Source organism: Rhizobium sp. 42MFCr.1 (assembly GCF_000377185.1).
Classification (GTDB): domain Bacteria; phylum Pseudomonadota; class Alphaproteobacteria; order Rhizobiales; family Rhizobiaceae; genus Rhizobium; species Rhizobium altiplani.
The window spans coordinates 112962-137040 of record NZ_KB897824.1 but is presented as its reverse complement, the minus strand read 5'-3'; the positions used below and the strand labels follow the sequence as shown (position 1 = coordinate 137040).

General features: G+C 60.8%; 23 protein-coding genes and 1 pseudogene. 11 read left to right on the top strand and 13 right to left on the bottom strand.

Features of this window, described 5'->3' with window-relative positions; all coding sequences use genetic code 11:
- Positions 1-46 precede the first annotated feature (46 nt).
- The 3 genes from C934_RS0109925 to C934_RS0109915 all read right to left on the bottom strand — a co-directional run bounded on the left by C934_RS0109925 (position 47) and on the right by C934_RS0109915 (position 2670).
- Positions 47-994, bottom strand: coding sequence for a 2-hydroxyacid dehydrogenase (locus C934_RS0109925; RefSeq protein ID WP_018856568.1), 948 nt, complete (start codon positions 992-994; stop codon positions 47-49).
- 19 nt (positions 995-1013) lie between these two features.
- Positions 1014-2036 (bottom strand): LacI family DNA-binding transcriptional regulator, encoded by a 1023-nt coding sequence (locus C934_RS0109920; RefSeq protein WP_018856567.1) that lies wholly within the window; start codon positions 2034-2036, stop codon positions 1014-1016.
- Positions 2037-2157: 121 nt separating this feature from the next.
- Entirely contained in the window at positions 2158-2670 is a 513-nt protein-coding gene (locus C934_RS0109915; protein WP_026371716.1) for a MarR family winged helix-turn-helix transcriptional regulator, read from the bottom strand.
- A 174-nt stretch (positions 2671-2844) separates the two neighbouring features.
- Here C934_RS0109915 and C934_RS0109910 point away from each other — a divergent pair, with 174 nt between their 5' ends.
- From C934_RS0109910 to C934_RS0109900, 3 genes are all read left to right on the top strand, one after another.
- Positions 2845-3636: a creatininase family protein gene (locus C934_RS0109910; protein ID WP_018856565.1), complete on the top strand. Its 792-nt coding sequence runs from the start codon at positions 2845-2847 to the stop codon at positions 3634-3636.
- Between the two features lie 125 nt (positions 3637-3761).
- Positions 3762-4874 carry a CobW family GTP-binding protein gene (locus tag C934_RS0109905; protein ID WP_018856564.1) on the top strand — a complete coding sequence of 371 codons (1113 nt, stop codon included), beginning with the start codon at positions 3762-3764 and terminating at the stop codon, positions 4872-4874.
- Positions 4874-5863 carry a WD40 repeat domain-containing protein gene (locus C934_RS0109900; protein WP_026371715.1) on the top strand — a complete coding sequence of 330 codons (990 nt, stop codon included), beginning with the start codon at positions 4874-4876 and terminating at the stop codon, positions 5861-5863. Before C934_RS0109905 ends, C934_RS0109900 begins: the two co-directional genes overlap by 1 nt.
- A gap of 20 nt (positions 5864-5883) precedes the next feature.
- On the opposite strand, the gene C934_RS0109895 is transcribed toward C934_RS0109900, so the two are convergent.
- The 3 genes from C934_RS0109895 to odc2 form a co-directional block, all read right to left on the bottom strand.
- Positions 5884-6894, bottom strand: coding sequence for a serine hydrolase domain-containing protein (locus C934_RS0109895; protein ID WP_018856562.1), 1011 nt, complete (start codon positions 6892-6894; stop codon positions 5884-5886).
- A 932-nt stretch (positions 6895-7826) separates the two neighbouring features.
- On the bottom strand, positions 7827-8417 hold the full coding sequence (locus tag C934_RS0109885; RefSeq protein ID WP_018856560.1) for a GNAT family N-acetyltransferase: 591 nt from the start codon (positions 8415-8417) through the stop codon (positions 7827-7829).
- An 88-nt stretch (positions 8418-8505) separates the two neighbouring features.
- Positions 8506-9639, bottom strand: coding sequence for an ornithine/lysine decarboxylase (gene odc2, locus C934_RS0109880; RefSeq protein ID WP_018856559.1), 1134 nt, complete (start codon positions 9637-9639; stop codon positions 8506-8508).
- A 566-nt stretch (positions 9640-10205) separates the two neighbouring features.
- On the opposite strand from odc2, the gene C934_RS0109875 reads away from it, so the two are divergent.
- The 3 genes from C934_RS0109875 (at position 10206) to C934_RS0109865 (ending at position 12901) form a co-directional block, all read left to right on the top strand.
- Entirely contained in the window at positions 10206-11099 is an 894-nt protein-coding gene (locus C934_RS0109875) for a LysR family transcriptional regulator (protein WP_018856557.1), read from the top strand.
- 87 nt (positions 11100-11186) lie between these two features.
- Entirely contained in the window at positions 11187-11828 is a 642-nt protein-coding gene (locus C934_RS0109870) for a DUF1007 family protein (protein ID WP_018856556.1), read from the top strand.
- Positions 11822-12901 (top strand): nickel/cobalt transporter, encoded by a 1080-nt coding sequence (locus C934_RS0109865; protein ID WP_018856555.1) that lies wholly within the window; start codon positions 11822-11824, stop codon positions 12899-12901. The genes C934_RS0109870 and C934_RS0109865 overlap by 7 nt, the downstream gene beginning before the upstream one ends.
- 11 nt (positions 12902-12912) lie before the next feature.
- Here the strand turns inward: C934_RS0109865 and C934_RS0109860 are convergent, their stop codons facing one another.
- The 4 genes from C934_RS0109860 to C934_RS0109845 all read right to left on the bottom strand — a co-directional run bounded on the left by C934_RS0109860 (position 12913) and on the right by C934_RS0109845 (position 15344).
- Entirely contained in the window at positions 12913-13128 is a 216-nt protein-coding gene (locus C934_RS0109860; RefSeq protein ID WP_018856554.1) for a hypothetical protein, read from the bottom strand.
- Positions 13125-13817, bottom strand: a complete 693-nt coding sequence (locus tag C934_RS0109855; protein ID WP_018856553.1) for a GNAT family N-acetyltransferase — start codon at positions 13815-13817, stop codon at positions 13125-13127. The genes C934_RS0109860 and C934_RS0109855 overlap by 4 nt, the downstream gene beginning before the upstream one ends.
- 70 nt (positions 13818-13887) lie before the next feature.
- Positions 13888-14598 carry a tellurite resistance TerB family protein gene (locus C934_RS0109850; protein WP_018856552.1) on the bottom strand — a complete coding sequence of 237 codons (711 nt, stop codon included), beginning with the start codon at positions 14596-14598 and terminating at the stop codon, positions 13888-13890.
- Between the two features lie 107 nt (positions 14599-14705).
- Positions 14706-15344, bottom strand: a complete 639-nt coding sequence (locus C934_RS0109845; protein WP_018856551.1) for a 2-dehydro-3-deoxy-phosphogluconate aldolase — start codon at positions 15342-15344, stop codon at positions 14706-14708.
- Positions 15345-15499: 155 nt separating this feature from the next.
- Here C934_RS0109845 and C934_RS0109840 point away from each other — a divergent pair, with 155 nt between their 5' ends.
- From C934_RS0109840 to trhO, 3 genes and pseudogenes are all read left to right on the top strand, one after another.
- Positions 15500-15988, top strand: a complete 489-nt coding sequence (locus C934_RS0109840; protein WP_018856550.1) for a CYTH domain-containing protein — start codon at positions 15500-15502, stop codon at positions 15986-15988.
- A pseudogene (locus tag C934_RS31820) lies at positions 15966-16931 on the top strand (CHAD domain-containing protein). The gene C934_RS0109840 and the pseudogene C934_RS31820 overlap by 23 nt, the downstream one beginning before the upstream one ends.
- Positions 16928-17869 carry an oxygen-dependent tRNA uridine(34) hydroxylase TrhO gene (trhO, locus tag C934_RS0109830; protein WP_018856547.1) on the top strand — a complete coding sequence of 314 codons (942 nt, stop codon included), beginning with the start codon at positions 16928-16930 and terminating at the stop codon, positions 17867-17869. Before C934_RS31820 ends, trhO begins: the two are co-directional and overlap by 4 nt.
- Here trhO and C934_RS0109825 read toward each other — a convergent pair whose 3' ends face one another.
- From C934_RS0109825 to C934_RS0109815, 3 genes are all read right to left on the bottom strand, one after another.
- Entirely contained in the window at positions 17870-20080 is a 2211-nt protein-coding gene (locus C934_RS0109825; RefSeq protein WP_018856546.1) for a bifunctional diguanylate cyclase/phosphodiesterase, read from the bottom strand.
- Between the two features lie 166 nt (positions 20081-20246).
- Complete coding sequence (locus tag C934_RS0109820; protein ID WP_018856545.1) at positions 20247-20795, bottom strand: NADPH-dependent FMN reductase; 549 nt, start codon at positions 20793-20795, stop codon at positions 20247-20249.
- A gap of 43 nt (positions 20796-20838) precedes the next feature.
- Entirely contained in the window at positions 20839-22212 is a 1374-nt protein-coding gene (locus C934_RS0109815) for a GH1 family beta-glucosidase (RefSeq protein WP_026371714.1), read from the bottom strand.
- A gap of 169 nt (positions 22213-22381) precedes the next feature.
- Here C934_RS0109815 and C934_RS0109810 point away from each other — a divergent pair, with 169 nt between their 5' ends.
- The gene (locus C934_RS0109810) at positions 22382-23347 is read left to right on the top strand and encodes an acetylxylan esterase (RefSeq protein WP_018856543.1); all 966 of its coding nucleotides are present in this window, start codon (positions 22382-22384) and stop codon (positions 23345-23347) included.
- On the top strand, positions 23344-24072 hold the full coding sequence (locus tag C934_RS0109805) for an esterase family protein (RefSeq protein WP_018856542.1): 729 nt from the start codon (positions 23344-23346) through the stop codon (positions 24070-24072). Before C934_RS0109810 ends, C934_RS0109805 begins: the two co-directional genes overlap by 4 nt.
- The last annotated feature ends 7 nt before the right edge of the window (positions 24073-24079 follow it).

The following is a 24079-nucleotide window of genomic DNA, read 5'->3' as shown; positions in this document are numbered from 1 at the left end:
CGGTCTGTCCGCGTGCGCGCCTCATCCCGGCCCGAGATTGAGATAATCAGCCCTTCGCTGGTGTTTCCGGAACTGGCGTCAGCGGCCGGCCCTTCCCGAACCACTCAACGAGATTGTCAACCACCAGATCCGCCATCGCATTGCGCGTCGGCACCGAGCCTGAGGCGAGGTGCGGCAGGAGCACGGCGTTCGGAAGATCGAGCAGCGAAGCCGGCACGTTCGGTTCGTTGTAGAAGACGTCGAGGCCGGCCGCGCCGATCGTTCCCGCCTTCAGTGCCGCTGCAAGCGCTTCTTCGTCAACAGTCCACCCGCGCCCGACATTGATGAACACGCCGTCGGGGCCGAGCGCCGAAAGAATGTCGGCATTGATCGTCTTGTGCGTCTGCTGCGTCTTCGGGACGATGGAGATCAGCGTGTCGACGGCTTCCGCAAGGTCCTTCAGCGACGGGTAGTAGCCATAGGGCGCGGTGGCATGGCGCGTGCGAGTATGATAGCTGATCTTCACCTTGAACGGTTCAAGGCGCTTGGCGATCTCCTGGCCGATGCGGCCAAGGCCATAGATCCCGACATGCCGCCCCTTCAGGGAGAAGCGCGACAGCGGATAGTTCTGCCCGGGCTTCCAGTTGCCGGCCCGCAGCCAGTTCTCGGCACGAGGAAGCTCTCGCACCGCGTTGAGGAGCAGTCCGATCGCCGTATCGGCGACCTCGTCGTTCAGCACATCGGGCGTGTTCGTGACGATGATACCCTTGGTTGCCGCATGCTTGGCATCGACGCCGTCATAGCCGACACCGAAGCTGGAGATCAGTTCGACCTTCGGAAGACTGTCGATTGCTGCCGAATCAAATGTGCCGGAAACGGCGACACCGCGAATCTTTCCAGCGGCCTCCGCGTCAAGCGTCGAGGGATTGGCTTCGACAACGTCGAAGCTCTCCTTCAGGCGCGTCAGGACGCGTTCGTGTATCTTCCCGGGAACGAGAACGGCGATGCGGGACATGGCACTTCCTCTTGGCTTGCTACGGGCGCGGTCGGTAGGGGCTGGTCGACTGGCGGATGCGCATCTCGGGCTTGATCAGATGGATGCCGTCGGGCTCGTGGCTGCCCGCCAGTCGATCGAGAAGCGCGCGGGCAGCAAGGCGTCCGACTTCCGCCTGGCCATTCCAGACGGTGGTCAGCGCCGGCATCGATATTGACGCTTCCTCGAGGTCGTCATAGCCGGTGACGGAAATGTCCTTGCCGGGAACGAGACCGGCGCGGGAAATGCCGTTCATCAGGCCGATCGCGACGAGATCGTTCCAGCAGACCGCCGCCGTCGGCTTTTGCGGCAGCGACAGGAAATGCACCGCCGCTTCGAAACCACCCTGCATCGAGCGCGGACCGGGAATGCGTAGACCCGGATCAACGTCGATGCCGGCCTTGCGCAGCGCATTGACGTAGCCCTGATAGCGATCGCGTCCCGTCGACGTCTGGTCGGTACCGCCGATCATGGCGATCGAGCGATGGCCAAGGCCGATCAAATGGTTGGTGGCGAGCGAAATGCCGTAGCTGTCGTCGCCGCGATAGGTCGGAAGGTCCAATCCGTCCAGCGAGCGGGCCACCAGGATCGCCGGCATGCCGTTGTCTTCCGCAAGCTGCATATCCTCCGGCGGCGTACCGATCGCCGGGGACATTATGACACCGTCCCCACCGAGCTGCAGCAGCGTTTCGATGAAGGTGCGCTGCTTTTCGACGGAGTCGTAATGGTTCGACAGAATGAAGGTGTGCCGACTGCGATCGAGCTCGCTTTCGATCGCCTTCAGGATTTCGCCATAGAACGGGTTCATGATGTCGTGGACGACGACACCGATGATGCCAGAGCGGGACGTACGCAGGCTGGCGGCGCGGCGGTTATAGATATAGCCGAGTGCGCGGGCCTGTTCCTTGATTTTGTCCCGGGTGGCACCAGCCACGAGCGGGCTGTCACGTAAGGCAAGAGATACGGTTGCTGTGGAAATGCCGAGCGTTTCGGCGATCGTCGAAAGCTTTATCTTTTGAGCCACGTGTCCTCCCCAGGCAACGCGCGGTTGTCCTTGCGCCCAACCATTTCAAGAGTCGAGCACTATTAAAATGTTTAATTAAAAGATTAAACGCAACGAAGCAATTCGTAATTTCACAAATCTGTCAGATTTCCTCAGGCTCATCGAGAGGGATGGCGGCGGACTGCAAGTTGCCGTCGATTGCCTTCAACAGACGGACAAGATTGCGGATTTCCTTCTCGGAGAACTCCTGGGTGGCCATGCTGTCGCACGCCGAGGACGCCATTTCGATTGCCTTGACGCTGCCGCGACCGAGTTCAGTCAGATAGACCTTGGTCAGGCGGGCATCGTCGGCATCCGGCTTGCGTTCGAGGAAGCCTTGGGCTTCCATGCGCCCGATCGTGCGCGTCATGGTTGGCGCCTTGACGCCGAGCTTCTGTGCCAACCCGCCTGCCGTCATCCCGTCGGTTTCCGCGAGCAGCAAAATCACGCCGTCCTGGCCGGCATAGAGACCGCTTTCAAGCAGGTTGCGAGACAGCACGGTGCGCATCGAGCGGGCCGCCTGTGTCAAAGCCGGCGAAAGATCTACAACCGTATATTCGGTCTGGTCCTTCTTCTTGGATTTCTGCTTCTTACCGTCCTTGTGCTTCTTCCCCATCGCGATTCCTTTGACTTTGCCGTGTTGCGCATCCCTCGCCTTGCAAGGGAGCCGGAACATTCATAATCATCTCCCCTAAATCGATTTTGGTTTAAGGGCTTATGCGATAAGCATTGAGAACGCTGCGCTATCACATTGCGCATCATCTCGTCATAAACAAGAGGGCTTAGCCGGATGTATGTGCCTTCTCGCGACTTCGAACACAACGATCCGAATCTCTCCCCCTCGGACCGCAGTCGGTGGATCGCAATCCTGCCGCTTGGCGCCCACGAGCAACACGGACCTCACCTGCCCTTCGACACCGACGCATTGATTGCAGCCGGCATCGTTGCCCGGCTCAAGGCTGCAATTCCCGCCGCCTCGCCGGTCACGTTTCTGCCGACAGAAACAGTCGGCTATTCGATCGAGCACATGGACGTGAAGGGTACGCAAACGCTGACATATGGAGAGGCCATCCAACGCTGGCTCGGCATTGCCCGGAGGCTCTCGGACATGGGCATTCGCAAGTTGGTGATGTTGAATGCCCATGGCGGCAACTCACCGCTGATGACGATCGTTGCGACGGAGGCCCGCGTCCGGTTCAACATGCTCGCCGTCGCCACGAGTTGGACGCGCTTCGGCGTTCCCGCCGATGTCATCTCGCCCGAGGCAAAGGCGATCGACATCCACGGCGGCGACATCGAGACGTCGGTGATGCTGGCGCTTCACCCGGATAAGGTCGACATGACCAAGGCTGCAGACTTCCCGTCCCGACAGTCGGATTTCGCTGCCCGCTTCAAGCATCTGCGTGCCTATGGCCCGCACGCCTTCGGATGGAAAATGTCTGACCTTAGCCCATCGGGCGTGGCGGGCAACGCGTCGCTGGCGACGGCGGAGAAGGGCGAGGCGCTGATTGCGCAGTCCGTGAGGGGGCTGGCCGAACTGCTGCAGGACGTCGATGCATTCGACGCGGCGGAGCTCGATTGAAACCATCGCCGGTGCGATGTGATCTTATAACATACAAAACCCTTTGAACTGCCGCCCGCAACTCCTTATATGAGACCGACGAATTTTCAGCCCCGCCCCCGGGCGTGCCATCTCTCGAGGTTCTTATGACCGACGCGATCCCCACCCAGCAGAAGCCTATCCCCGTTACCGTTCTCACCGGCTACCTCGGCGCCGGCAAGACGACCTTGCTCAACCGCATCCTGTCGGAGAACCACGGCAAGAAATATGCGGTCATCGTCAACGAGTTCGGCGAGATCGGCATCGACAATGACCTCATTGTCGAATCCGACGAAGAGATCTACGAGATGAACAATGGCTGCGTCTGTTGCACCGTGCGCGGCGACCTGATCCGCGTTGTCGAAGGCCTGATGCGCCGCCCCGGCCGTTTCGACGGCATCATCGTTGAAACGACGGGCCTTGCAGATCCTGTGCCGGTCGCCCAGACCTTCTTCATGGATGACGACGTGCGCGCCAAGACGGAACTCGACGCGGTTGTCGCTCTCGTCGACGCCAAGCATCTGCCGCTGCGCCTGAAGGACAGCCGCGAGGCCGAAGACCAGATCGCCTTTGCCGACGTCGTCCTGATTAACAAGACCGACCTCGTCACGCCGGAAGAGCTGGCGCAGATCGAGGATATCGTTCACGCCATCAATCCCTCGGCCCGCGTCTACAAGACCAGCCGCTCGGGCGTCGATCTGGCCCGCGTTCTCGATCAGGGGGCTTTCAACCTGGAGCGCGCGCTGGAGAACGATCCGCACTTTCTTGATCATGACCATGACGATCACGTCTGCGGTCCGGATTGCGACCACGACCACCATCATCATCATGCGCATGATCACGACCACGATCATGACCATCACCACCATGACCATGATCATGATCACCATCATCATGGCGCCATGTCGCCGATCCATGACGTGACGGTGCAGTCGGTCTCGCTGCGTGGCGGCGAAATGAACCCGGAACGCTTCTTCCCCTGGATCCAGAAGATCACGCAGACTCAGGGGCCGAATATCCTGCGCCTCAAGGGCATCATCGCCTTTAAGGACGATCCCGAACGCTACGTCGTTCAGGGTGTCCACATGATCATCGAAGGTGACCACCAGCGCCCTTGGAAGGACGGCGAGAAGCATGAGACCCGTCTCGTCTTCATCGGCCGCGAACTTGATCACGAAAAGCTCGAAGCTTCCTTCAAGGCGTGCGAGGCGGCGGCCTGATGCCCACAGTTGCCCCGTTTGATCTCGACGGCCATATCCTGGCCGTCGAATTTTTAGGTGACACCCCCTTCTTCGCCAATGCCGCCGGCACCATCCACCGCCTCGACGGCGGCGAGAAGGTGACCGAGGCCCATCAGGGCATGCTGAGCTGCATCCGCGACCCGTATAGCGAAAGCCTGATTTCCGGCGGTGAGGACGGCAAGGTGCTGCGCATCGGAGCCGATGCCGGGGTGACCGAGCTTGCAAACGCGCCGCGCAAATGGATTTCCCAGCTTGCCGCCGGCCCGCAGGGCGCCGTCGCCTACTCCTACGGCAAGAGCGCTCTCGTGCGCCTCGCCGACGGCACGACCAAGGAATTTACCGAAGAGCGGACCGTCGAGGGCCTCGCCTTCGCGCCCAAGGGCATGCGCATTGCCGCCGCGCGCTACAACGGCGTGTCGCTGCATTGGGTCGGCACCGCTGCCAAGCCGGTCGACCTCGAATGGAAGGGCGCCCATACCGGCGTCACCTTCTCGCCTGACGGCAACTTCCTCGTCACGACGATGCAGGAGAACGCACTGCACGGATGGAAGCTCGACAGCAAGGCCGGCGCTGAAGCCCGGCACATGCGCATGACCGGCTACCCCGCCAAGGTGAAGTCTCTCTCGTGGTCCGCGAAGGGCAAGTGGCTTGCCTCGTCAGGTGCGCCGGCTGCGATCGTCTGGCCATTCCAGGGCAAAGACGGCCCGATGGGCAAAGCGCCGCTCGAGCTCGGCACCCGCGCCAACATCATGGCGACCTCAGTGAAGTTCCACCCTGTCGAAGACATCCTGGCGATCGGCTTCATCGACGGCATGATCCTCGCCGTCCGCATTGCCGACAGCAAGGAAGCGCTGCTGCGCCGACCCGGCAAAGGCGCGATCACGTCGATGAGCTGGAGCAAGAACGGCAAGCTGCTGGCCTTCGCTTCCGAAGCCGGCGATTGCGGTGTCGTCGATATCGCAGCCTAAGCTTTTGCGCGGCTGTGTTATCAGGACAGCCGCGCCGCCTCGATAATCTCCGCAAGAACACCATGCAGCGCATCGCGGTAGCCGGTGCGCGCCGATGGGCCGCTCTCGTCCGATGTCATGACAACAGTCATGCCGAGCGAGGGGACGATGTAGAGCATCTGGCCGCCATATCCCCAGGCGAAATGGACCTCCTCGCCGCCAATCTGTCGCGAGAACCAGCCGTAGCCATAATCGTCGCCGGAGAAGCGCGAATTGGTGCGGTGCTGCCACGATTGCGCGATCCAGTCCGCAGGCACGACCTGCGTACCATCCGCAGCCTTGCCGCCGTTGCGATAGAGTTCGCCGAAAGCCAGCAGCGAGCGGGCCGTCATCGCCATCTGGTTCCCGCCGAGATAGATGCCCTGCGGGTCGCGCTCCCAGGCGCCGATCCTAAAGCCGCTAACGGGTGCCAGCCATTCGCGGGCGAGCGCCAGCGTCGACCTCCCGCTGACCTTCGTCAGGATCGCCGAGAGAAGGTGCGTGGAGGCGGTCGAATAGAGCATTTGACCGCCAGGCGCGTCGTCGAAAGGTTGGGCAAGGGCAAAACGCACCCAGTTGCGCGAGGCAACCCAGCGCCCGTAATTGGGACCAGACAGGCGACCAAGCCCCGCCTGCATCGAAAGTAGGTTGCCGATGGTGATCTCGTTAAGCCGCGGATCGGGATCGGCAGGCAGCTCAGCTTTCAGGATCGGAGCGATCCGTTGGTCCGGGCTTTCCAGCAGTTTCTTTTCGATGGCGATGCCGACGAGGCATGAAATGATCGATTTGGAAGCGGACTTGATGTTGACTGACTCAGTCGCGGCGTGGTCGCCGTAGCCCTGTTGCGCCACCGTCCGCCCATCCCTGGCGACGATCACGGTTCTCAGCGGCTTCAACTCCACGCGTGAGGACAAGCTCTCGAGCAAAACTGCCGTCCGGCCGTTCTCCGGCTGTGCAACGGCAGCGAGCGGCGACAGCAGAAAAGCGACGAGCAAAGCGAGGCGCGTGATCATTTCGCTGAGCTAGCGTAGGCAGAACGCAAAATCATCGTCCGCCCGATGCGGCTCACGCGGACGTGAAAATTTATGATCGGCAGGGACGCGTCTGATGAACACGACCACAGGCGTAGGCCGCCATCCCGCAGGCAGCCCAAGGCGCCGCGCGAAGCCATGCTTCGTGACGGTTTTCCCGATAGGAGTGGGCAGGCGATTTGGGGTAGCGGAATGGGATGTCAGGCTGCATCGCCTGCCCGATTGCGGCGAGCTTTCCGGCTTCTCAAAGTCGACAGGAGCGTCTCCCGATCCCGATTCCCCGATGGATCTTCAACCCTGACGGTATCCGACCCAGCCTCGGCAACCATCATCGAGCGCCGAAATATGAACGGAAGGCGGACCGGTTCATGAACCCGGCTCCCTGCCAGATGACGAGGAGATTATAGGGCGACCACGCGCCAGCGAGGAAAACCAATGCCCAAACTTTCATCTATATGCTTGAAATAATTGCAAATTCGTGAGAACAAATCAGGAATTTCGCCCACTTTGGGGCGAAACTCAGGTGTTGCTAAAATATCATTAATTTTTGCTCTCACAGTTTTTTGTTCATCTGGCGTTCAGAAAACTCTTTGGAAAGCCACTTTTTGAGCCCACATTGGACTCCTGAGAATAGGAGTGCATGAATGATTCTAAGGGCCACTGCCGCAGCGACTATATTCGCGGTTTATGCTTTCACGATGTTCTTCATCGCCGCTATACCTGAAAATGTCGTTCAGACTGCCGGAACTCAATTGGTCGACACAAGCGTCGTCAAATAATTGAAGCCTGAGGGGGCACGCAGTCATAAAAGTTTAGGCTAAGCGTTCGTCCGGTTTTCCGGCGCCTCCTAAACTTGATTTCCGAAAAACGAGAAAACAAAAGGCCCCTCCCCATCAGGGGAGAGGCCTTGCCGATCACGCCGCCCTGCGGACCGGGGCGCTTGCCAGCATCCGCCCCGAGGGGACGATCATGCCGGCCGCACCGTCAAGCCAGCCCTCGATGAGCTCCAGCGCCAGGAAGCGCGAGCGTTCGAAGGGACCCGGCATGACGAGATGTTGAGCCTTCCCGGAAAAAAAACCGAAACGTTCGTAGTAAGGGGCATCGCCGACGAGCAGGATCGCGCCATGCCCACGGTTCTTCGCTTCCAGCATGGCGGCGCGCATCAGCGCCGAACCGACGCCCTTGCCCTCGAAGCTCGCATCAACCGCCAGCGGCCCGAGCAGCAGCGCGTTGATCGGCGTGCCTTCGGCGTTGACGCCGGCCTCGACGTTCCACAGGCGCACGGTGCCGATGACATGGCCGTCGCGATCGCGTGCAACCAGCGCCAGGCCTTCAGCCGGCACACGGCCGCGGCGGATCTTTTCCGACGACTTCTTGCGGCGGTTCGCGCCCATGGCACGATCCAGCAGGTTTTCGCGAGCCACGACGTCGCCAGCGTTCTCGGCGTCGATGGTAAAGACAGAAGGCGCAAAAAATGCGCGGACAGAATCAAGAACAGCGGCCATCGTGGCCTCCCGTACCCAAAACCGATATGAGCGGCGATTGATATGAATTGTGAGAATGCCGCCCCGGCTGGCTACGGGGCTGGCAATATTAGATGACGTAGGCCTTCAACGGCTCGAAGCCGTTGAACGCGACCGCCGAGTAGGTGGTTGTGTAGGCCCCGGTGCCTTCGATCAGGATCTCGTCGCCAATCGAAAGGGAGATCGGCAGCGGATAAAGATTCTTCTCGTAGAGCACGTCTGCGGAATCGCAGGTCGGGCCGGCAATCACGCAAGGCTCCATTTCGTCGCCGTCGCGCTCGGTCCGGATCGGGTAACGAATGGCTTCGTCCATCGTCTCGGCGAGACCGCCGAACTTGCCGATGTCGAGGAACACCCAGCGGGCTGCGTCGTTGTCCGACTTCTTCGAGATCAGCACGACCTCAGTCTTGATGACACCGGCGTTGCCGACCATGCCACGGCCCGGCTCGATGATCGTCTTCGGCAGGTTGTTGCCGAAGTGGTCACGAAGGCTCTGGTAGATCGCACGACCGTAAGCTTCCGCCGACGGAACATCACGCAGATACTTGGTCGGGAAGCCGCCGCCCATGTTGACCATCTGCAGGTGGATGCCCTGCTTGGCCAGCTGAACGAAGACGCGCTTGGCGTCGGCGAGAGCCGAATCCCAGGCATCGACCTTGGTCATCTGCGAACCGACGTGGAACGACACACCGTAGGACTCGAGGCCGAGCTGATGCGCGTAGACGAGAACGTCCACAGCCATCTGCGGGACGCAGCCGAACTTGCGCGACAGCGGCCATTCAGCACCTTCACCATCCGTCAGGACGCGGCAGAACACGCGGGCGCCGGGAGCGGCACGCGAGATCTTCTCGACTTCCTCGTGGCTGTCGACCGCAAAGAGGCTGACGCCGAGCGCATGCGCGCGGGCAACGTCGCGTTCCTTCTTGATCGTGTTGCCGAAGGAAATACGGGCAGCGGTTGCACCGGCATTGAGCGCCATTTCGATTTCAGCGACTGACGCGCAATCGAAGCTCGAGCCCATGTCGGCGAGCAGCTTCAGGACTTCCGCAGCCGGGTTTGCCTTGACGGCGTAGTAGATCGCGCTGTCCGGCATGGCGTGACGGAAAGCAGAGAAATTATCGCGCACGACGTCGAGGTCGACCACGAGGCAGGGACCGTCGGGACGTCGGGTTGCGAGAAAGTCGCGGATGCGCTGGGTGGTCATATCGATTCCCTCTTCCAATTCCAGAGCTCCGGAAAACCGGAGGACAAAGGGCAATCAATCGCTCGCATAGGAACCAGCCGGTGGAGACCCCGGAACCTTAGCAAGCGCTTGATAGCGCAAATGATGGATCAACGCCGCGAAAGCGACATGGATCCGGCTTTGTCTGCCATGGATTGGAGGGAGTTCCCTACCGCACTTCCGGCAATGAAGGTGTGCCTCTTCAGTAACCCCCGCTGATGGAAAGCAGGGAGAGAACAAAAAGGCCCGCACCGTCGTTGCTTCAGGCGTCCTCGCATTTTCCGGTTGGCCAGAATAGCGACTGGAGGGGTTAATTCCAGGTACCTTACCGATTTCCTCACCAATTCGAGGGTTCGGCGGACACCCATGGGCACGTGCGACTTTGGGCTGACCACGAGATAGGAATATTCGCCGTCATAATCAAGCGGTTTTTTCGCATCTCCCGGCAGAAAATATTTGAACAATACACCGCAATTTGTTCAACGTGGTAAAACGGCCCGCAACCGACTGATTTGAATGGTGGTTCGGCGCTTTTTCAGGAGATCGTCATGGACACCCTCACCCGCATCCGCGCCTTCATCGATGTCGTTGAAGCAGAAGGCTTTTCGGCTGCGGCGAGGCGCACCGGCCGCTCCAAGGCGCTTTTGTCGAAATATGTGCGTGAATTGGAGGACGAACTCGGCGCCCTGCTGCTGAACCGGACGACCCGCCAATTCTCCATGACCGAGGCCGGTCATACCTACTACCGCACGGCATCCGACATCCTGAAGGAGATCGACAACCTCGCCGATCTCGTGCGCGAGAATAACGCCCAACTGAAGGGCCGACTGAAGGTCTCGGTGCCACGCACCTTCGTCGATGCCGAGGTCGGCCAGTCGCTGATCGACTTCGCCAAGGAAAACCCGGATCTCGCGCTGGAGATCGCCGCGGACGACCGATTCGTCGATCTCATCGAGGAAGGCTTCGATGTCGCCATTCGCGTGACCAAGCTCGAGGACTCCGGCATGATCGCCCGCAAGATCTCGGATTTCCGCGTCCATCTTTGCGCGACACCCGACTTCGTGGAGCGCCATCCGGATCTTGCCCACCCATCGGATCTGTCGAACGTCCCCTTCATCGTCGACACCAACTCGCGCAGCCAGGGCAGCATTCGCTTCTACAATCCGGACAGCACATCTTTTGCCGTTGCGGTGACAGGCCCCATGGAGGTCAACAGCCCACATGCGACGCTGCGCGCCGCACTGTCAGGCATCGGCGTCGCGCTGATTCCCGATTTCATCGCCCGCAAGCCGATCGAGAGCGGCGAGCTGGTGACGCTGTTCAACGATTACATTCCGACCGATCGCGGTATCTATGCCGTCTACCCCCATCGCCGCTACTTGCCGGCCAAGGTCCGCATCTTCGTCGACTACCTTCACAATTGGTTCAAGAAGCATTCCTGACCGCTTCCCGTCTGGGGCCGGTCCCAATTCCGTCCCATTTACTGGCGAGGAATCAGGTGAGTTTGGGATCCCGTAGTAAGAGCACGCATGAAGAAATCGACATTCCTGATGGCGTCGCTCCTGTCGCTTTTGCCAGCCGCAGCCTTTGCACACCCGCATGTGTTTGTCGAAGCGCGGCTGGAGGTCGTCGCCGATGACGACGGCAACGTTGCTGAACTGCGCAACGTCTGGCGCTTCGACGAGGTATTCTCGTCGTCCGTCGTGATGGATTTCGACAAGAACACCGATCTCAAGCTGGACCCGAACGAGCTGGCCGAGGTCGGCAAGACCGTGCGGGATTCGCTGGTCGACTACGACTACTACATGAACCTTACGATGAACGGTAAGAATATAAAGGTCGAGAAGCCCGACCTGATCCATGTGGACTACAAGCAGGGTCAGTTGCTGATGTTCTTCGCCGTCAAGCCGGCAGAAAAGATGCCGCTCAAGGGAGGCCTTACCTTCGGTGTCTACGACCCGACGCTCTACACCTCGATCGACTTCCCGACCGACAACGAGCTGGTTCTGGTCGGCGACCGGTTCAAAAGTTGCAAGCACCAGGTCGTCCGCCCCGATGCCGACCAGGTGATCGCCGAGAACAAGCAGTCCTTGACCGACGCTTTCTTCAACGACCCGACGGGGACGAACATGTCGAAGCTCTTCGCGACGCGACTGGATCTCACATGCTGAGACACCGGCTTCGGCCGATTGCGCTCGGCGCCGCATTCGTGCTGGTCGCGGGCATGGCCGTTGCGCATGCGCAGTCGCCGCTCGGCATCGGCACATCGGAACCGAGCTTCCAGCCGACGGGCGGCCCGCTTGCTCCCCTCCTCCTCTATGTCAATGCACAGCAGCAGGCCTTCTATCGTGCCCTGACGGGTGCGCTGCGAGCCATGCGTGCGGATTCCTGGCATCTCTGGGCGCTGATCGGCCTCTCCTTCGCCTATGGCGTCTTTCACGCCGCCGGCCCCGGGCACGGTAAGGCTGTTATCTCCTCCTACATGATCGCCAATGAGATCGAGCTGAAACGCGGCGTATCCATCTCCTTCGTCTCCGCCTTCCTCCAGGGATTTGTCGCAATCGCACTTGTCGGCGGCGCATGGCTGGTGCTGCGCGGCACCGGCATAAGCCTGACGGCCGCGACGCAGGCGATGGAGATCGCCAGCTTCATCCTGGTCATCCTCTTCGGTTGCTGGCTGTTGTTCCGCAAGCTGCGGGGGATCATTGCAGGCATGCCACGCCGTGAGGTCATGGCAACGTCGTCTGGCCCCGTCAGCATGATGCTGGACTGGCAGGACAATGCAGCGCAGAAGCAAGGTTCGAGCTACGCCTTCGGTGAAGCACAGGCGCTCAGAGCCGGGCACAAGTTCATTGCCGGCATGGCCTGCGAGACCTGCGGCCAATCGCACATGCCCGATCCGTCCCTGCTCAAGGCCGAGAAGTTCAATGTCCGCGAAGCCTGGTCGGCCATCATCGCCGTTGGCTTACGCCCCTGCTCGGGCGCGCTGCTGGTCATGACATTCTCGCTGCTGAACGGCCTCTATCTCGGCGGCGTGCTATCGGTGATCGCGATGTCGCTTGGCACCGCGATAACGGTCGCGATGCTGGCAACGCTCGCGGTCACTGCCAAAGGCACTGCGATGCGCCTCGCCGGGCGCGGCTCAGCCGCGTCGGTGTGGATCGGGAATACGATCGAAATCCTAGGCGCCCTGCTGGTGATTGCCATGGGCGCACTGCTGCTCGGCGCCTCGCTACAGGGCTAGAGCCTACGGCGCTATTTACCGCGCTGGCGCTGATATCGCGCCCTCAGCCAGAAGACGACGAAAAAAGCCAGAACCAGGCACGCGCCGACACCAGCCGCCAGATACGGCGAGTAGCTGCCAAGTGCGAGAATGATGGCCGGCATGAAATAGAGCACGAGGCCGGCGGCCATAAGGATGATGGCCGCCGCAATTGCCTGCGAACGGCCTTCCGATCTCGGATCCGTCACTCTGTCGATTCCTTGGTCAGCTCGGCGCGGATTTCCTCCAGCCGCCGCTTCTGCTTGCCGTCTGCATCAAAATTGCTGGGAGACAGCCAGGCCTCGAACGCTGCGTTCAGGACAGGCCATTCGGAATCGAGCATCGAAAACCAGGCCGTATCGCGATTGCGGCCCTTGGAAATCATGTGCTGGCGGAACACGCCTTCGTAGGTGAAACCATAGCGGGCCGCCGTCGTCTTGCTCGCCTCGTTCAGATTGTCGCATTTCCACTCATAGCGCCGGTAACCGAGATCCTCGAAGACATGCTTGGCCATCAGATAGTGAACTTCGGTGGAGAGCGGCGAGCGCTTCATGTCGGCACCGTGCGCGACGCCGCCGACCTCGACCACGCCATTGGCCGGATCGGCCCGCATGTAGTTCGCCATGCCGACGATCTTGCCGGAGCTGTTGTCTCGGAAGACATGCGTCAGCCAACCCGATTTGGCGACCGACTGAAGCCAGGCGGCGAAGTCCTCGGTACCTGTAAAATCGGGCTGCGAGAAGTAGCGCAGCAAGGGATTGATGGCCATGCCGCCAAGTCCGTCCCACAAAGCCTGCAGATGCTGCTCGCGGACATAGGGTTTGACGGTGACAAAACGCCCCCTGAGGGTCACCGGCTGGGGTGCCGGACAGCCCTTGAAATTCGATAGATCGCGCATACGCTCCTCCGGGTAAGGAGACATGGCTTAGGCCAGCCGCCTGGGAAAGGCAACTGGCCGAATGATGCTTTTAGAGGCTGACCTTGGCGGAGGACACCGTCGCCTCGATGTGGTCGACCAAAGCATCGGGAAGGCCAAGGCGACCAGCCAGCAGGTCGAGATAGCCGCGCTCGGCGCGCGAATCCGGCTCAATGGTCAGGCGTGACGCGGTGTAGAGCTCCACCCGCTGCTCCTCAGTCTCGGCGGCGGCAACCAGTGCGTCGAGATCCGTCGGCTGCGACAACTCCCGTTCGATGAAGAAGGCGGCTTCGGCGGCGACATCCGCGGCCTTGATCTTCTCGAGGATTAGGGCGCGTTCGTCATCGTTGACATGGCCATCGGCCTTGGCCGCGGCGATCATGGCGCGGATGAGAACGAGGACGAATTCGTTGCTTTGGGCGGGGGAACCGGTGCCGAAGCCGGAGTCAGCGGGGGGCGGCAGCACGGCCGTCCTTGGTGGGGGCGCATCGGACGGAGTGGCCGGCGCCTGCCCTGCCTGATAATTCTTGTAGGCCTGATAGCCGAGACCCGCGATCGCAGCGAGACCGCCGATAGTAAGCGCATTGCCGGCAATGCTGCGTCCAGCCTTGGTCCCGAGCAGAACGGTTGCCAGCGCACCGGCTTTCCACGGATTGTCCTTGGCCATCTGGATCGCGTCGCCCGCCCGGTCCTTGACGGTACCGCCGACACCCGGCACCTGCGAACCCAGAAACTGCTCAAGAAGCTTCTTCGCGTCGATCATTCCTCATCATCTCCCTGTCTAGAGGCCAAATGGGAGATAGGTGCTGACGCCCAAAATACAAATGCAGGCGGAAATTCCGCCTGCATCAAATGCCGTTTATCCTGGAATCAAGCCTTCAGTGCAGCGGCTTCCGACGCGAGCTTGGTGATGCCGGCCCAATCGCCCGCAGCAACCAATTCCTTCGGAGCCACCCAGGAGCCGCCGACGCAGATAACGTTCGGCAGCGACAGGTAATCCATCGCATTCTTCAGCGAGATGCCGCCGGTCGGGCAGAAGACTGTACCTGCGAGCGGCGAAGACAGCGCCTTGAGATAGGCAGCGCCGCCAGCCTGTTCTGCCGGGAAGAACTTCAGCACCTTGTAGCCTTCCTCGCGCAGCGCCATGACCTCGCTTGCGGTCGCAGCACCCGGCAGCAGCGGAACGGAGGAATTGCGGGCCGCATCCAGCAGCTCCTGCGTCGCGCCCGGGCTGACGACGAATTTCGAGCCGGCAGCGACCGCGGCATCCCAATGGGCGGCGTTGAGAATGGTGCCGGCACCCACCTCAGCGCCTTCGACCTCGTCGGCAACGGCGCGAACGGCATCGAGGGCGGCTGGCGTGCGCATGGTGATTTCGATCGCCTTCAGGCCGCCTGCGACAAGAGCACGCGCCAGCGAAACCGCGGACTTGACGTCATCGACGATCAGAACCGGTACAACAGGCTGAAGTTTCAGGATGGAAAGGAGCTTTTCTGTCTTTTCGCCCATGGCCGCTTGATCCTTTTGAAACGATTGAATTCGGGTCTCGAAATACCTCCAAGGGTGCGCTTTGTCGAGACAAAACCTATCCTCGTAACAGAATGGGTACCCATAGCGGGAAAATTAGGCTAGCGTAATAAAATCGTCACAAAAGGTCATCGGAAATGGCGAAAGAAATCGAGCGGAAGTTTCTAGTACGCAGCGATGCATGGCGTTCCGAAGCCGAGACGAAATCGAAGCTACGGCAGGGCTACATTGCCTCCATGGACGACCGATCGGTCCGCATTCGTGTGCTGGATGACAAGAAAGCACGGCTGACGGTCAAGATAGGCCGCAGCACGATGACGCGCGACGAATTCGAGTACGATATCCCTGTTGGCGACGCTGAAGAGCTCTTGAAGGAGGCAGTCGGCATTGTCATCGAGAAGACGCGCCACCGCGTCCCCCATGATGGTTTTGTCTGGGAGGTCGATGTCTTCGCCGGCGAGCACCACGGACTGGTGATCGCAGAAGTCGAAATGGATTCGGAAGACGACAATCCAACGCTGCCCGCCTGGATCGGCCGTGAAGTTACAGGTGATTTCCGCTACTCAAATCAGGCCCTTGCCACCGAATTCGAGCACGATAGGCATGCCTTTTCGCATACGGCCTGACCACCATCTCACAGACGAATTTCGTAGAGCGGCCGCTGGCCACCTGCAAGAGGCGATAGACATTATTGAAGAGAGGCCGAATGGCACGCACGAGGCCATCCATGACTTCCGCAAGAACCTGAAACGCGTTCGCTCGCTCTATCGCCTCGTCGCCAGGGACATCCCGGCCATTCGCGAGCGGGAGAACGCCAGGCTCCGCGACGTCGCCAAATCCGTCTCCACAATCCGTGATGCCGCGGCGCTGATCGACACTGCCGTCTACCTGAAGGAGAACGCGCGCGATGCCGAGGAGGGTGAGACACTCGGCCGCATCGTCTCTGCACTCGAGATGCGCCGCGATCGTATGCTTGGGGCCGCCGAGAGCGGCCTGGAGCAGCGGCTATCGGAAATACCCGGCATGCTTGGGGAGGCCATCGCCGCGCTCGACACAATCGAGTTCAACGGCCGTCAGAGCAGGAATGCGCGACTGATCGCCAAAGGCTGGCGAAAAACCGTCCGCGGAGCGCAGAAAGCAATTGCCTCCTGTCACGACGAAGCCTCGGCGGAAACCTTCCATACATTGCGCAAACGGACGCAGGACTACCGCGCCTATCACACTCTTCTCCGCCCCCTGTGGCCGACGGCAATGTAGGCGAAGTACGAAGCGGCCAGCCAACTCGTTGATCTGCTCGGTCACGTCCACGATCTCGATGTGCTCTGCGAACTCGTCGAGGCAGAGCCGCACCTTTTTCCGGGTGCCGACGATCTCGCCCGTCTGCTCGACGCCATCATCTTCCGCCAGCAGGAAGATCGGAATGCAGCGCTGGACCGTGCCGAGGATGTGTTCCCGAAGGATTATGACAAGGAAGCGGACCGGATCGCGCTGCTCTGGAGGGCCGTTGCTAACCGCGACGATCCCGCCGATTGCGTTCGCGGGCCGAAACCTGTATTTCCAGCCGCATGACAGACACGCTGACCCAACCGACGGCAGCGGCGAGCCCTTTTCTCGTCGCGGCGCTTTACCATTTTGTTTCCGTGCCGCGCTTCGAAAGCCTGCGCGAGCCGCTGCAGGCACTTTGCGAAGACAATGGCGTGAAGGGTACGCTGCTTCTGGCGCACGAGGGGATCAACGGCACGATCGCCGGACCGGACGCGGGCATCAAGACAGTGCTCGCCTACCTGTGCGCGCAGCCGGAATTTGCCGCGCTCGAGCACAAGGAAAGCCACGCATCGAAGATGCCATTCCTGCGCATGAAGGTGAAGCTCAAGAAAGAGATCGTCACCATGGGCGTCGAGAACATCGATCCGAACAAGGTGGTCGGCACCTATGTCGCGCCGCAGGACTGGAATGCGCTGATCTCCGATCCCGATACGATCGTCATCGACACGCGCAACGACTATGAGACGGCAATCGGCATCTTCCGCGGTGCTGTTGACCCGAATACGAAGACCTTCCGCGAGTTTCCGGACTGGGTGCGCAACAATACCGGCCTGCACAACAAGCCGAAGATCGCCATGTATTGCACCGGCGGCATCCGCTGCGAGAAGGCAACCGCCTTCATGAAGGAGCAGGGCTTCGAGGAGGTCTATCACCTTAAGGGCGGCATCCTGAAGTATCTCGAGGAAGTCCCGCAGGAAGAAAGCCTCTGGGATGGCGCCTGCTTCGTCTTCGACGAGCGCGTCTCGGTCGAGCATGGCCTAAAGGAAGGCGAACACAAGCTTTGCCACGCCTGCCGCAATCCGATAACAGCTGAGGAGATCACCTCACCTCACTACGAGGAAGGCGTTTCCTGCAGCAACTGCTACAGCACGCGCAGCGAAGACGACCGCCTGCGCTACCGCCAGCGGCAGCATCAGATCGCGCTCGCCAAGAAGCGTGGCCAAAAGCACATCGGAACCTGATTAGGCGGCGTTGGTGCGGCGGGTGGTGACCTTTGCCGCGCGCGACCGCATCAGCCGTTCGGTGATCTGATCGGCCGGCATCGGCCGGCCAAAGAAGTAGCCCTGTAACGTATCACAGCCGAAGAGCCGCACCGCTATGCCCTGCTCTTCGGTCTCGATACCCTCGGCCGTGACCGGAATGTCGAGCGAGCGGGCAAGTGCCACCGTCGCCTGCAGCATTTCGCGTTGGCTGTCGCTTTCCAGGATGTCCATGACCAGCGAGCGGTCGATCTTGATGCGGTCGAAGCCGAACTGGCGCAGGTAGCCGATGGAAGAAAAGCCCGAGCCGAAGTCGTCGAGCGCAACCTTGACGCCGAGTGTCTTCAGTCGCTCGATCGCCTGCCGGGTACGCTGAGGGTTCTGGATCATGTAACCTTCGGTGACTTCAAGGGTCACCCGCTTGGCCTCGATCTCCGTCTGCTTCAGCACGTATCGGACATAGTCGACAAAGGCCGGGTTACGGAACTGCCCCGGAGAAACATTGACCGAGATGCGCAGTTCCGGCCATTGCTTGGCTGTCTCGCAGGCCTTGCGCAAAACAAAGAGCCCCAGCGCTTCGATAAGCCCGCTGGTTTCCGCAATGGGGATAAACACTTCAGGCGAGACCGGCCCGTGACCCGGGCGGTTCCATCGCACCAACGCCTCGACGCCCGTCATTTCATGGGTCGCAGCATCGATCAGCGGCTGATAGGCAATCTGCAAATCACCGCCTTCGATCGCCATCCGCAAATCGAGTTCCAGCGCATTGCGCTCGGCCCGGTCGGCGTCCATGGCTGGATCGTAAAGCGTCATGCGTGCACGGCCGGCTTCCTTGGCCTTGTACATGGCAAGGTCAGCCCGGCGCACCAGTTCCTCGCGGTCGATCGCACCACCCTCCGACATGGCGATGCCGATGCTTGCACCGATGACGACGACGCGCCGGCCGATCTCCAGCGGTTCTGCGAGGAAGTCCAGGATCTGCTCGGAAAGCTGCAGGGCAACGGCGTGCTCACTTTCGGAGACAAAAGCGATGGCGAACTCGTCGCCGCCGATGCGGGCGAGCACGGCGCCCACAGGAATGAGCACGTTGAGGCCAGCTGCGACCGCGCGGATCAGCTGATCGCCGGTGCCATGACCATAAGCGTCGTTGACTTCCTTGAAGCCGTCGAGATCGAGATAGAGGATGAGCACATTGCGATGCGTTTGCGCTGCCTCGGCAACGAAGGCGTCGATCGCGGTTCCAAGCCCATCTCGGTTCAACAGGCCGCTCAACCGGTCACGATTGGCTTCCTCTCGGGCAATGATTTCCTCGGCCTTGAGGCGGCGTAGCGCCAGCCAACCGATGATGAGAAGAACGATGAAGAACAAGCCGACAAGTCCGAGTGCCTTGACGACCATCGGACGAACTTCGCCATAGCCGATATCTCCGGGCCCCCGCGACAGCCAGATGAGCTTGCCGAGCATGGCCGCTTTGGCGTCGGCGATCGCCACCGAATACGGGGCTTCGAAATCAGGGGCGACCAGCTTCAAACCGTCGACCACATAGGTCGCGCCAAGTTCGGCCACCCTCTCGGAACCTAGGTGGCGGGCAAAGATGAGATAGCGATGTTTTCCTGCCGGCATATCGAGCGCGCCGGATTTCTCGCGCACCAGCGCGACGCCGACCGCCGCAATACCGGATTTGGTATCGACGAAACCTGTCGCCTCCGGGTTGTCCTGCAGGCCCGCCGCTTTCACCTTGTCGAAGAGTGACCAGAGCGCGGGCGAGAAGAAATCGTCCAGCGCGCCTTCCATCGGCTTGCCTTCCTGATAGGCCATGATCGACTTCTTCTCGTCATCGATCACGATTGCCATATCGAAGAGGGAGCTGTTGACCGACATTTCGCCGTAGTTGCTGATCGTCCAGGCCATGCCATCGGCGGCATAGACGTTCACCGCGGCATCGTCCCAGGCTGCATAATCGTTGAGCGTCGCGCCCAACTGCATCTCGAAGGTCTTCAGGGCGCCGGAGACAGTTTCACGGGAGCGCTCGTCATCCAGCACGTTGGATCGATCCGCAACGCGCTCGAGCGCGCTCAACACGAGCGTCGTGACAATTGCGACAACAATGGCAAAGGAGAAAAGCACGCCGGCGACCGTCGCATGACGACCGATGCCCGATACTTTCTTGTTGCCCCCGAAAATTGCCCGCATTCATTGCTCCCCGATCACGGAAGTCTGCCAGCTAGGGCTCAAAAAACGGTTAAGGGATCGATGTAACGATTAATCATCGGCGATTTTTTCGCCATAACCGCTAGCCCCCAAAACGTCAGGAAAATACATTGATTACGCAATGTTTTCCGCAACTTGACGGAATGAGTCAGACGCCAACGCGATTGATTGCAGCGCAGAATTTTACAAGCACAGATACGAGAAGCCCGCTTTTCACGGCTTCGGCAAGGACGTCAGATTGTCCGCCATCCGTCTTGCCAAGCAACGAGATCTTTAGAAAAGCCTCGTCGACAAGCCGCAGCGACATCGTCTTCAGTACTTCGGTCAACTGCTCGAGGGCGAAATCGCCGCGATGCGAGGCATGCGCAATCATTGCGGGCTTGAACGGCACTTCGTCGCGGGAAACGAGCCAATCAAGCGCGTTCTTCAATCCCCCGGGCAGGCCATGGGCATATTCCGGACATGCGACGATAATGCCGTTGGCCGCACGGATCTTGGCTGCAAACTCTTCGACGATCGCTGGCGTGTTCTCGCCCTCGCGGTCCGGGTTGAAGATCGGCAGCTCGCCGATCAGCTCGCAGATCTCGACTACGACGCCTGCGGGCGCATTATCCCGCAGGGCTTCGAGCAGCCGGCGATTGGTCGAAGCCTTTCGCTGGCTGCCGCAGAGCGCATAGAGGAAGAGCGGCTTTTCCATGCGCACGGTTTAAGCCACGGCGCCGATTCGCGCCATGCGCTCGTCAGCTGCTCTTGTGGTTGCCCTTCGGGAACTGTGCCGCAAGTTCGCTGTACCACTTGCCGCTCTTCTTTACCGTGCGGACCTGGGTCTCGTAATCAACATGCACGAGGCCGAACCGCATCCGGTAGCCCTCGGCCCATTCGAAATTGTCCATCAGGCTCCAGGCGAAGTAGCCGCGCATCGGATACCCGTCCTTGATCAGGTCGGCGACGGTATCGAGGTGCTCGCTGTAATAGTCGAGGCGCGGCTGGTCGTCGACCTCGCCGTTGACGACGTCCATGTTGTAGCAGGCGCCGTTCTCGGTGATGTAGCACTCCGGCAGCTCGTAGCGGCGATAGAGATCCTCGACGACGTTCTTCAGGCCAGGCGCATATACTTCCCAGCCGATATCGGTCTTAAAGTCGCTGACGCGTGGCGCCTCGACAGTCCAGGGGAAGTCGCCGTTCTTTGCCGGATCATCAGCAACTCGCAACGGCGTGTAATAGTTGAGGCCCCACCAGTCGAGCTTCTGATTGATGATCTTGAGATCACCCTCTTCCACAACGGGCATGCGCTCGCCGAGTGCTTCCAGGAACTCCTTCGGGTACTCGCCCTTGAAGACCGGATCGAAGAAGGCGCCGTTGTGGAACTGGTGCGCGCGTTCGCCAGCCGCAATGTCGGCAGCGCTGTCGGAGCCCGGCATGACGGACATGGCGTTGAGCACGAGGCCTACAGGCACGTTGGGCGCTTCCGCGCGGATCGCTTCGACGCCGAGGCCATGCGCGAGATTCATGTGGTGCATGGCGTGAAGCGCTGCCTGCATATTGCGTTCGCCCGGCGCATGAATGCCATAGAGATGGCTGAGCCAGACGATGCACCATGGCTCGTTGAAGGTCGCGACGCTATCGAGGCGGTCGCCGAGGCGGGCCATCACTGTCTTGGCGTAGCGCTGGAATGCATAGGTCGTCGAGCGCGCCGTCCAGCCGCCGTCGCCGGCGAGAAGCAGCGGCAGATCCCAATGGTAAAGCGTTGCGAAGGTCTTGATGCCACGCGCCTTGCAGCCATCGACGAGACGATCGTAGAAATCGAGGCCCGCCTCGTTTACCGGGCCGGTACCATCAGGAATGATGCGCGGCCAGGCGATCGAGAAGCGGTAGGCGTCGACGCCCATGGACTTGATGAGATCGAGGTCCTGATCGAGCCTGTTATAGTGATCGCAGGCGACATCGCCATTGTCGCGGTTGAATACGCGACCCGGCATGTTGCAGAAGGCATCCCAGATGGAGGGCTTGCGGCCGTCTGCCTTGGAAGCGCCTTCAATCTGAAACGCCGCCGTCGCAACGCCGAACGTGAAATCGCCCGGGAAGCGGGCAGCAAGGGTCTTCGGATCGATCATGAAAATCCCGTTCTTCATGGTTTCAAGAGGCGGTTTAGCCAAGCGGACCGATGTTGTACAGCGTGGAAATGACAATGCTGTAACGTTTCAGGTTAGCCGTTCCGGGGGCGCCTTGCGCATCAGGCGCTCCCGCCTTGCATTGCGCGCCCTTTCGCGAAACAACCCTCCCATGAGCATTCCCACCACACACCCCTTCGCCTTTAACCCCACCTACGGCATGACCCTTGCCGACCTCCGAGCGATCGTTCCGCCCGAAGCGCCGCCGGGGTTCGATGCGTTCTGGCAGGCCCGATACGAAAGAGCGATCGCCACCGACCCGCAGCCGGTGCTTCGAAAGAGCAGCCTGACGCATCCCGACTGGCAGGTCCTCGACATCACCTACACCTCGACCGGTGGATTCGAGATCGGCGGCTGGCTGCTCCTGCCACGGCGGCTGCCGGTGCGCCGCGGATTGGTGGTGGGCCACGGCTATGGCGGCCGCGATGCGCCCGATTTCGACCTGCCTGTCGAGGAAGCTGCCATTTTCTTCCCCTGCGCCCGTGGCCTGTCGCTCAGCGCCCGCCCGCCCATTCCGGCCGATGCGTCGGGGCATGTCCTGCAGGGTATCGACAACCCGAACACCTACATCATCGGCGGCTGCGTCGATGATCTCTGGCTTGCCGTCTCGTCGCTTCTCACACTTTATCCATGGCTCTCAGGCCACATCGGCTACAGCGGCGTCAGCTTCGGCGGCGGCATCGGCGCGCTGGCGATCCCGTTCGATCCGCGCATCGATCGCGGCCACCTCGTCGTCCCGACCTTCGGCGACCGGGAGCTATGGCTGACGCTACCGACCGTCGGCAGCGCAGATTCCGTGCAGACATACCAGACGACACATGGAAGCGTTCTCGAGACCCTGCGGATGTTCGACGCAGCCAGTGCCGCAAGCCGGATCGAGGTGCCGATGCTCGCAGCCGTCGCCCTCTTCGACCCCGCCGTCGCGCCGCCCTGCCAGTTCGCGGTGGCCAACGCCCTTCCGACATCAAAATATAATGAAACCTTCATATTGGATGCGGGGCACTTCGATTATCCCGGCAGCACTGAGCAGAACGCGGTACTGCGCGAGAAAGTCCGAGATTTCTTCAAGGTGTTATGAACCGGGAATATCTGCGCTGGCATAGTCCACGCCTGCATCGCGAGATGGAACTGCTGGTGTTCGGCCATGCCGGCGCCAAGGTCCTGATGTTTCCGACCCGCGAGGGACGTTTCTGGGAATACGAAAGGCTCGGCGTGGTCGAAAGCCTTTCCGACAAGCTGCAAGCCGGCCAGCTGCAGCTCTATTGCATCGAGGGGCTGGCCACAGAGACCTTCTACGGCTTCGACCGGCATCCGGCTGACCGAATCCGCCGCCACACGGCCTTCGAAGACTATATCCTGAACGAAGTCCTGCCGCTGATGGCATCGAAGAACGGACATGAGTGCACCATCGTGCATGGCTGCAGCCTCGGCGCCTTCCAGGCCGCCAGCCTGGTCTTCCGGCATCCGCATCTGTTCCGCAAGCTGGTTGCCTTCTCCGGCCGCTACGACCTGACGATCAGGGTCGACTCCTTCGGCGATCTGTTCGACGGCTATTACGACGACACGGTCTATTTCCACACGCCGACGCACTTCCTGCCGGGGCTAAACGGCGGCTGGCAGCTGGATAAGCTGCGCGAGGTCGAGATCGTCCTGACCATCGGTGACGCCGACCCCTTCCTCGACAACAACTATCACCTCAGCCGGCTGCTGGCGGAGAAGCAGGTCGGCCACCAGCTGCATGTCTGGGAAGGCCGCGCTCACCGGGCAGGCGCCTGGCGCAAGATGGCCGGCCTTTACATCTGACCCCGCA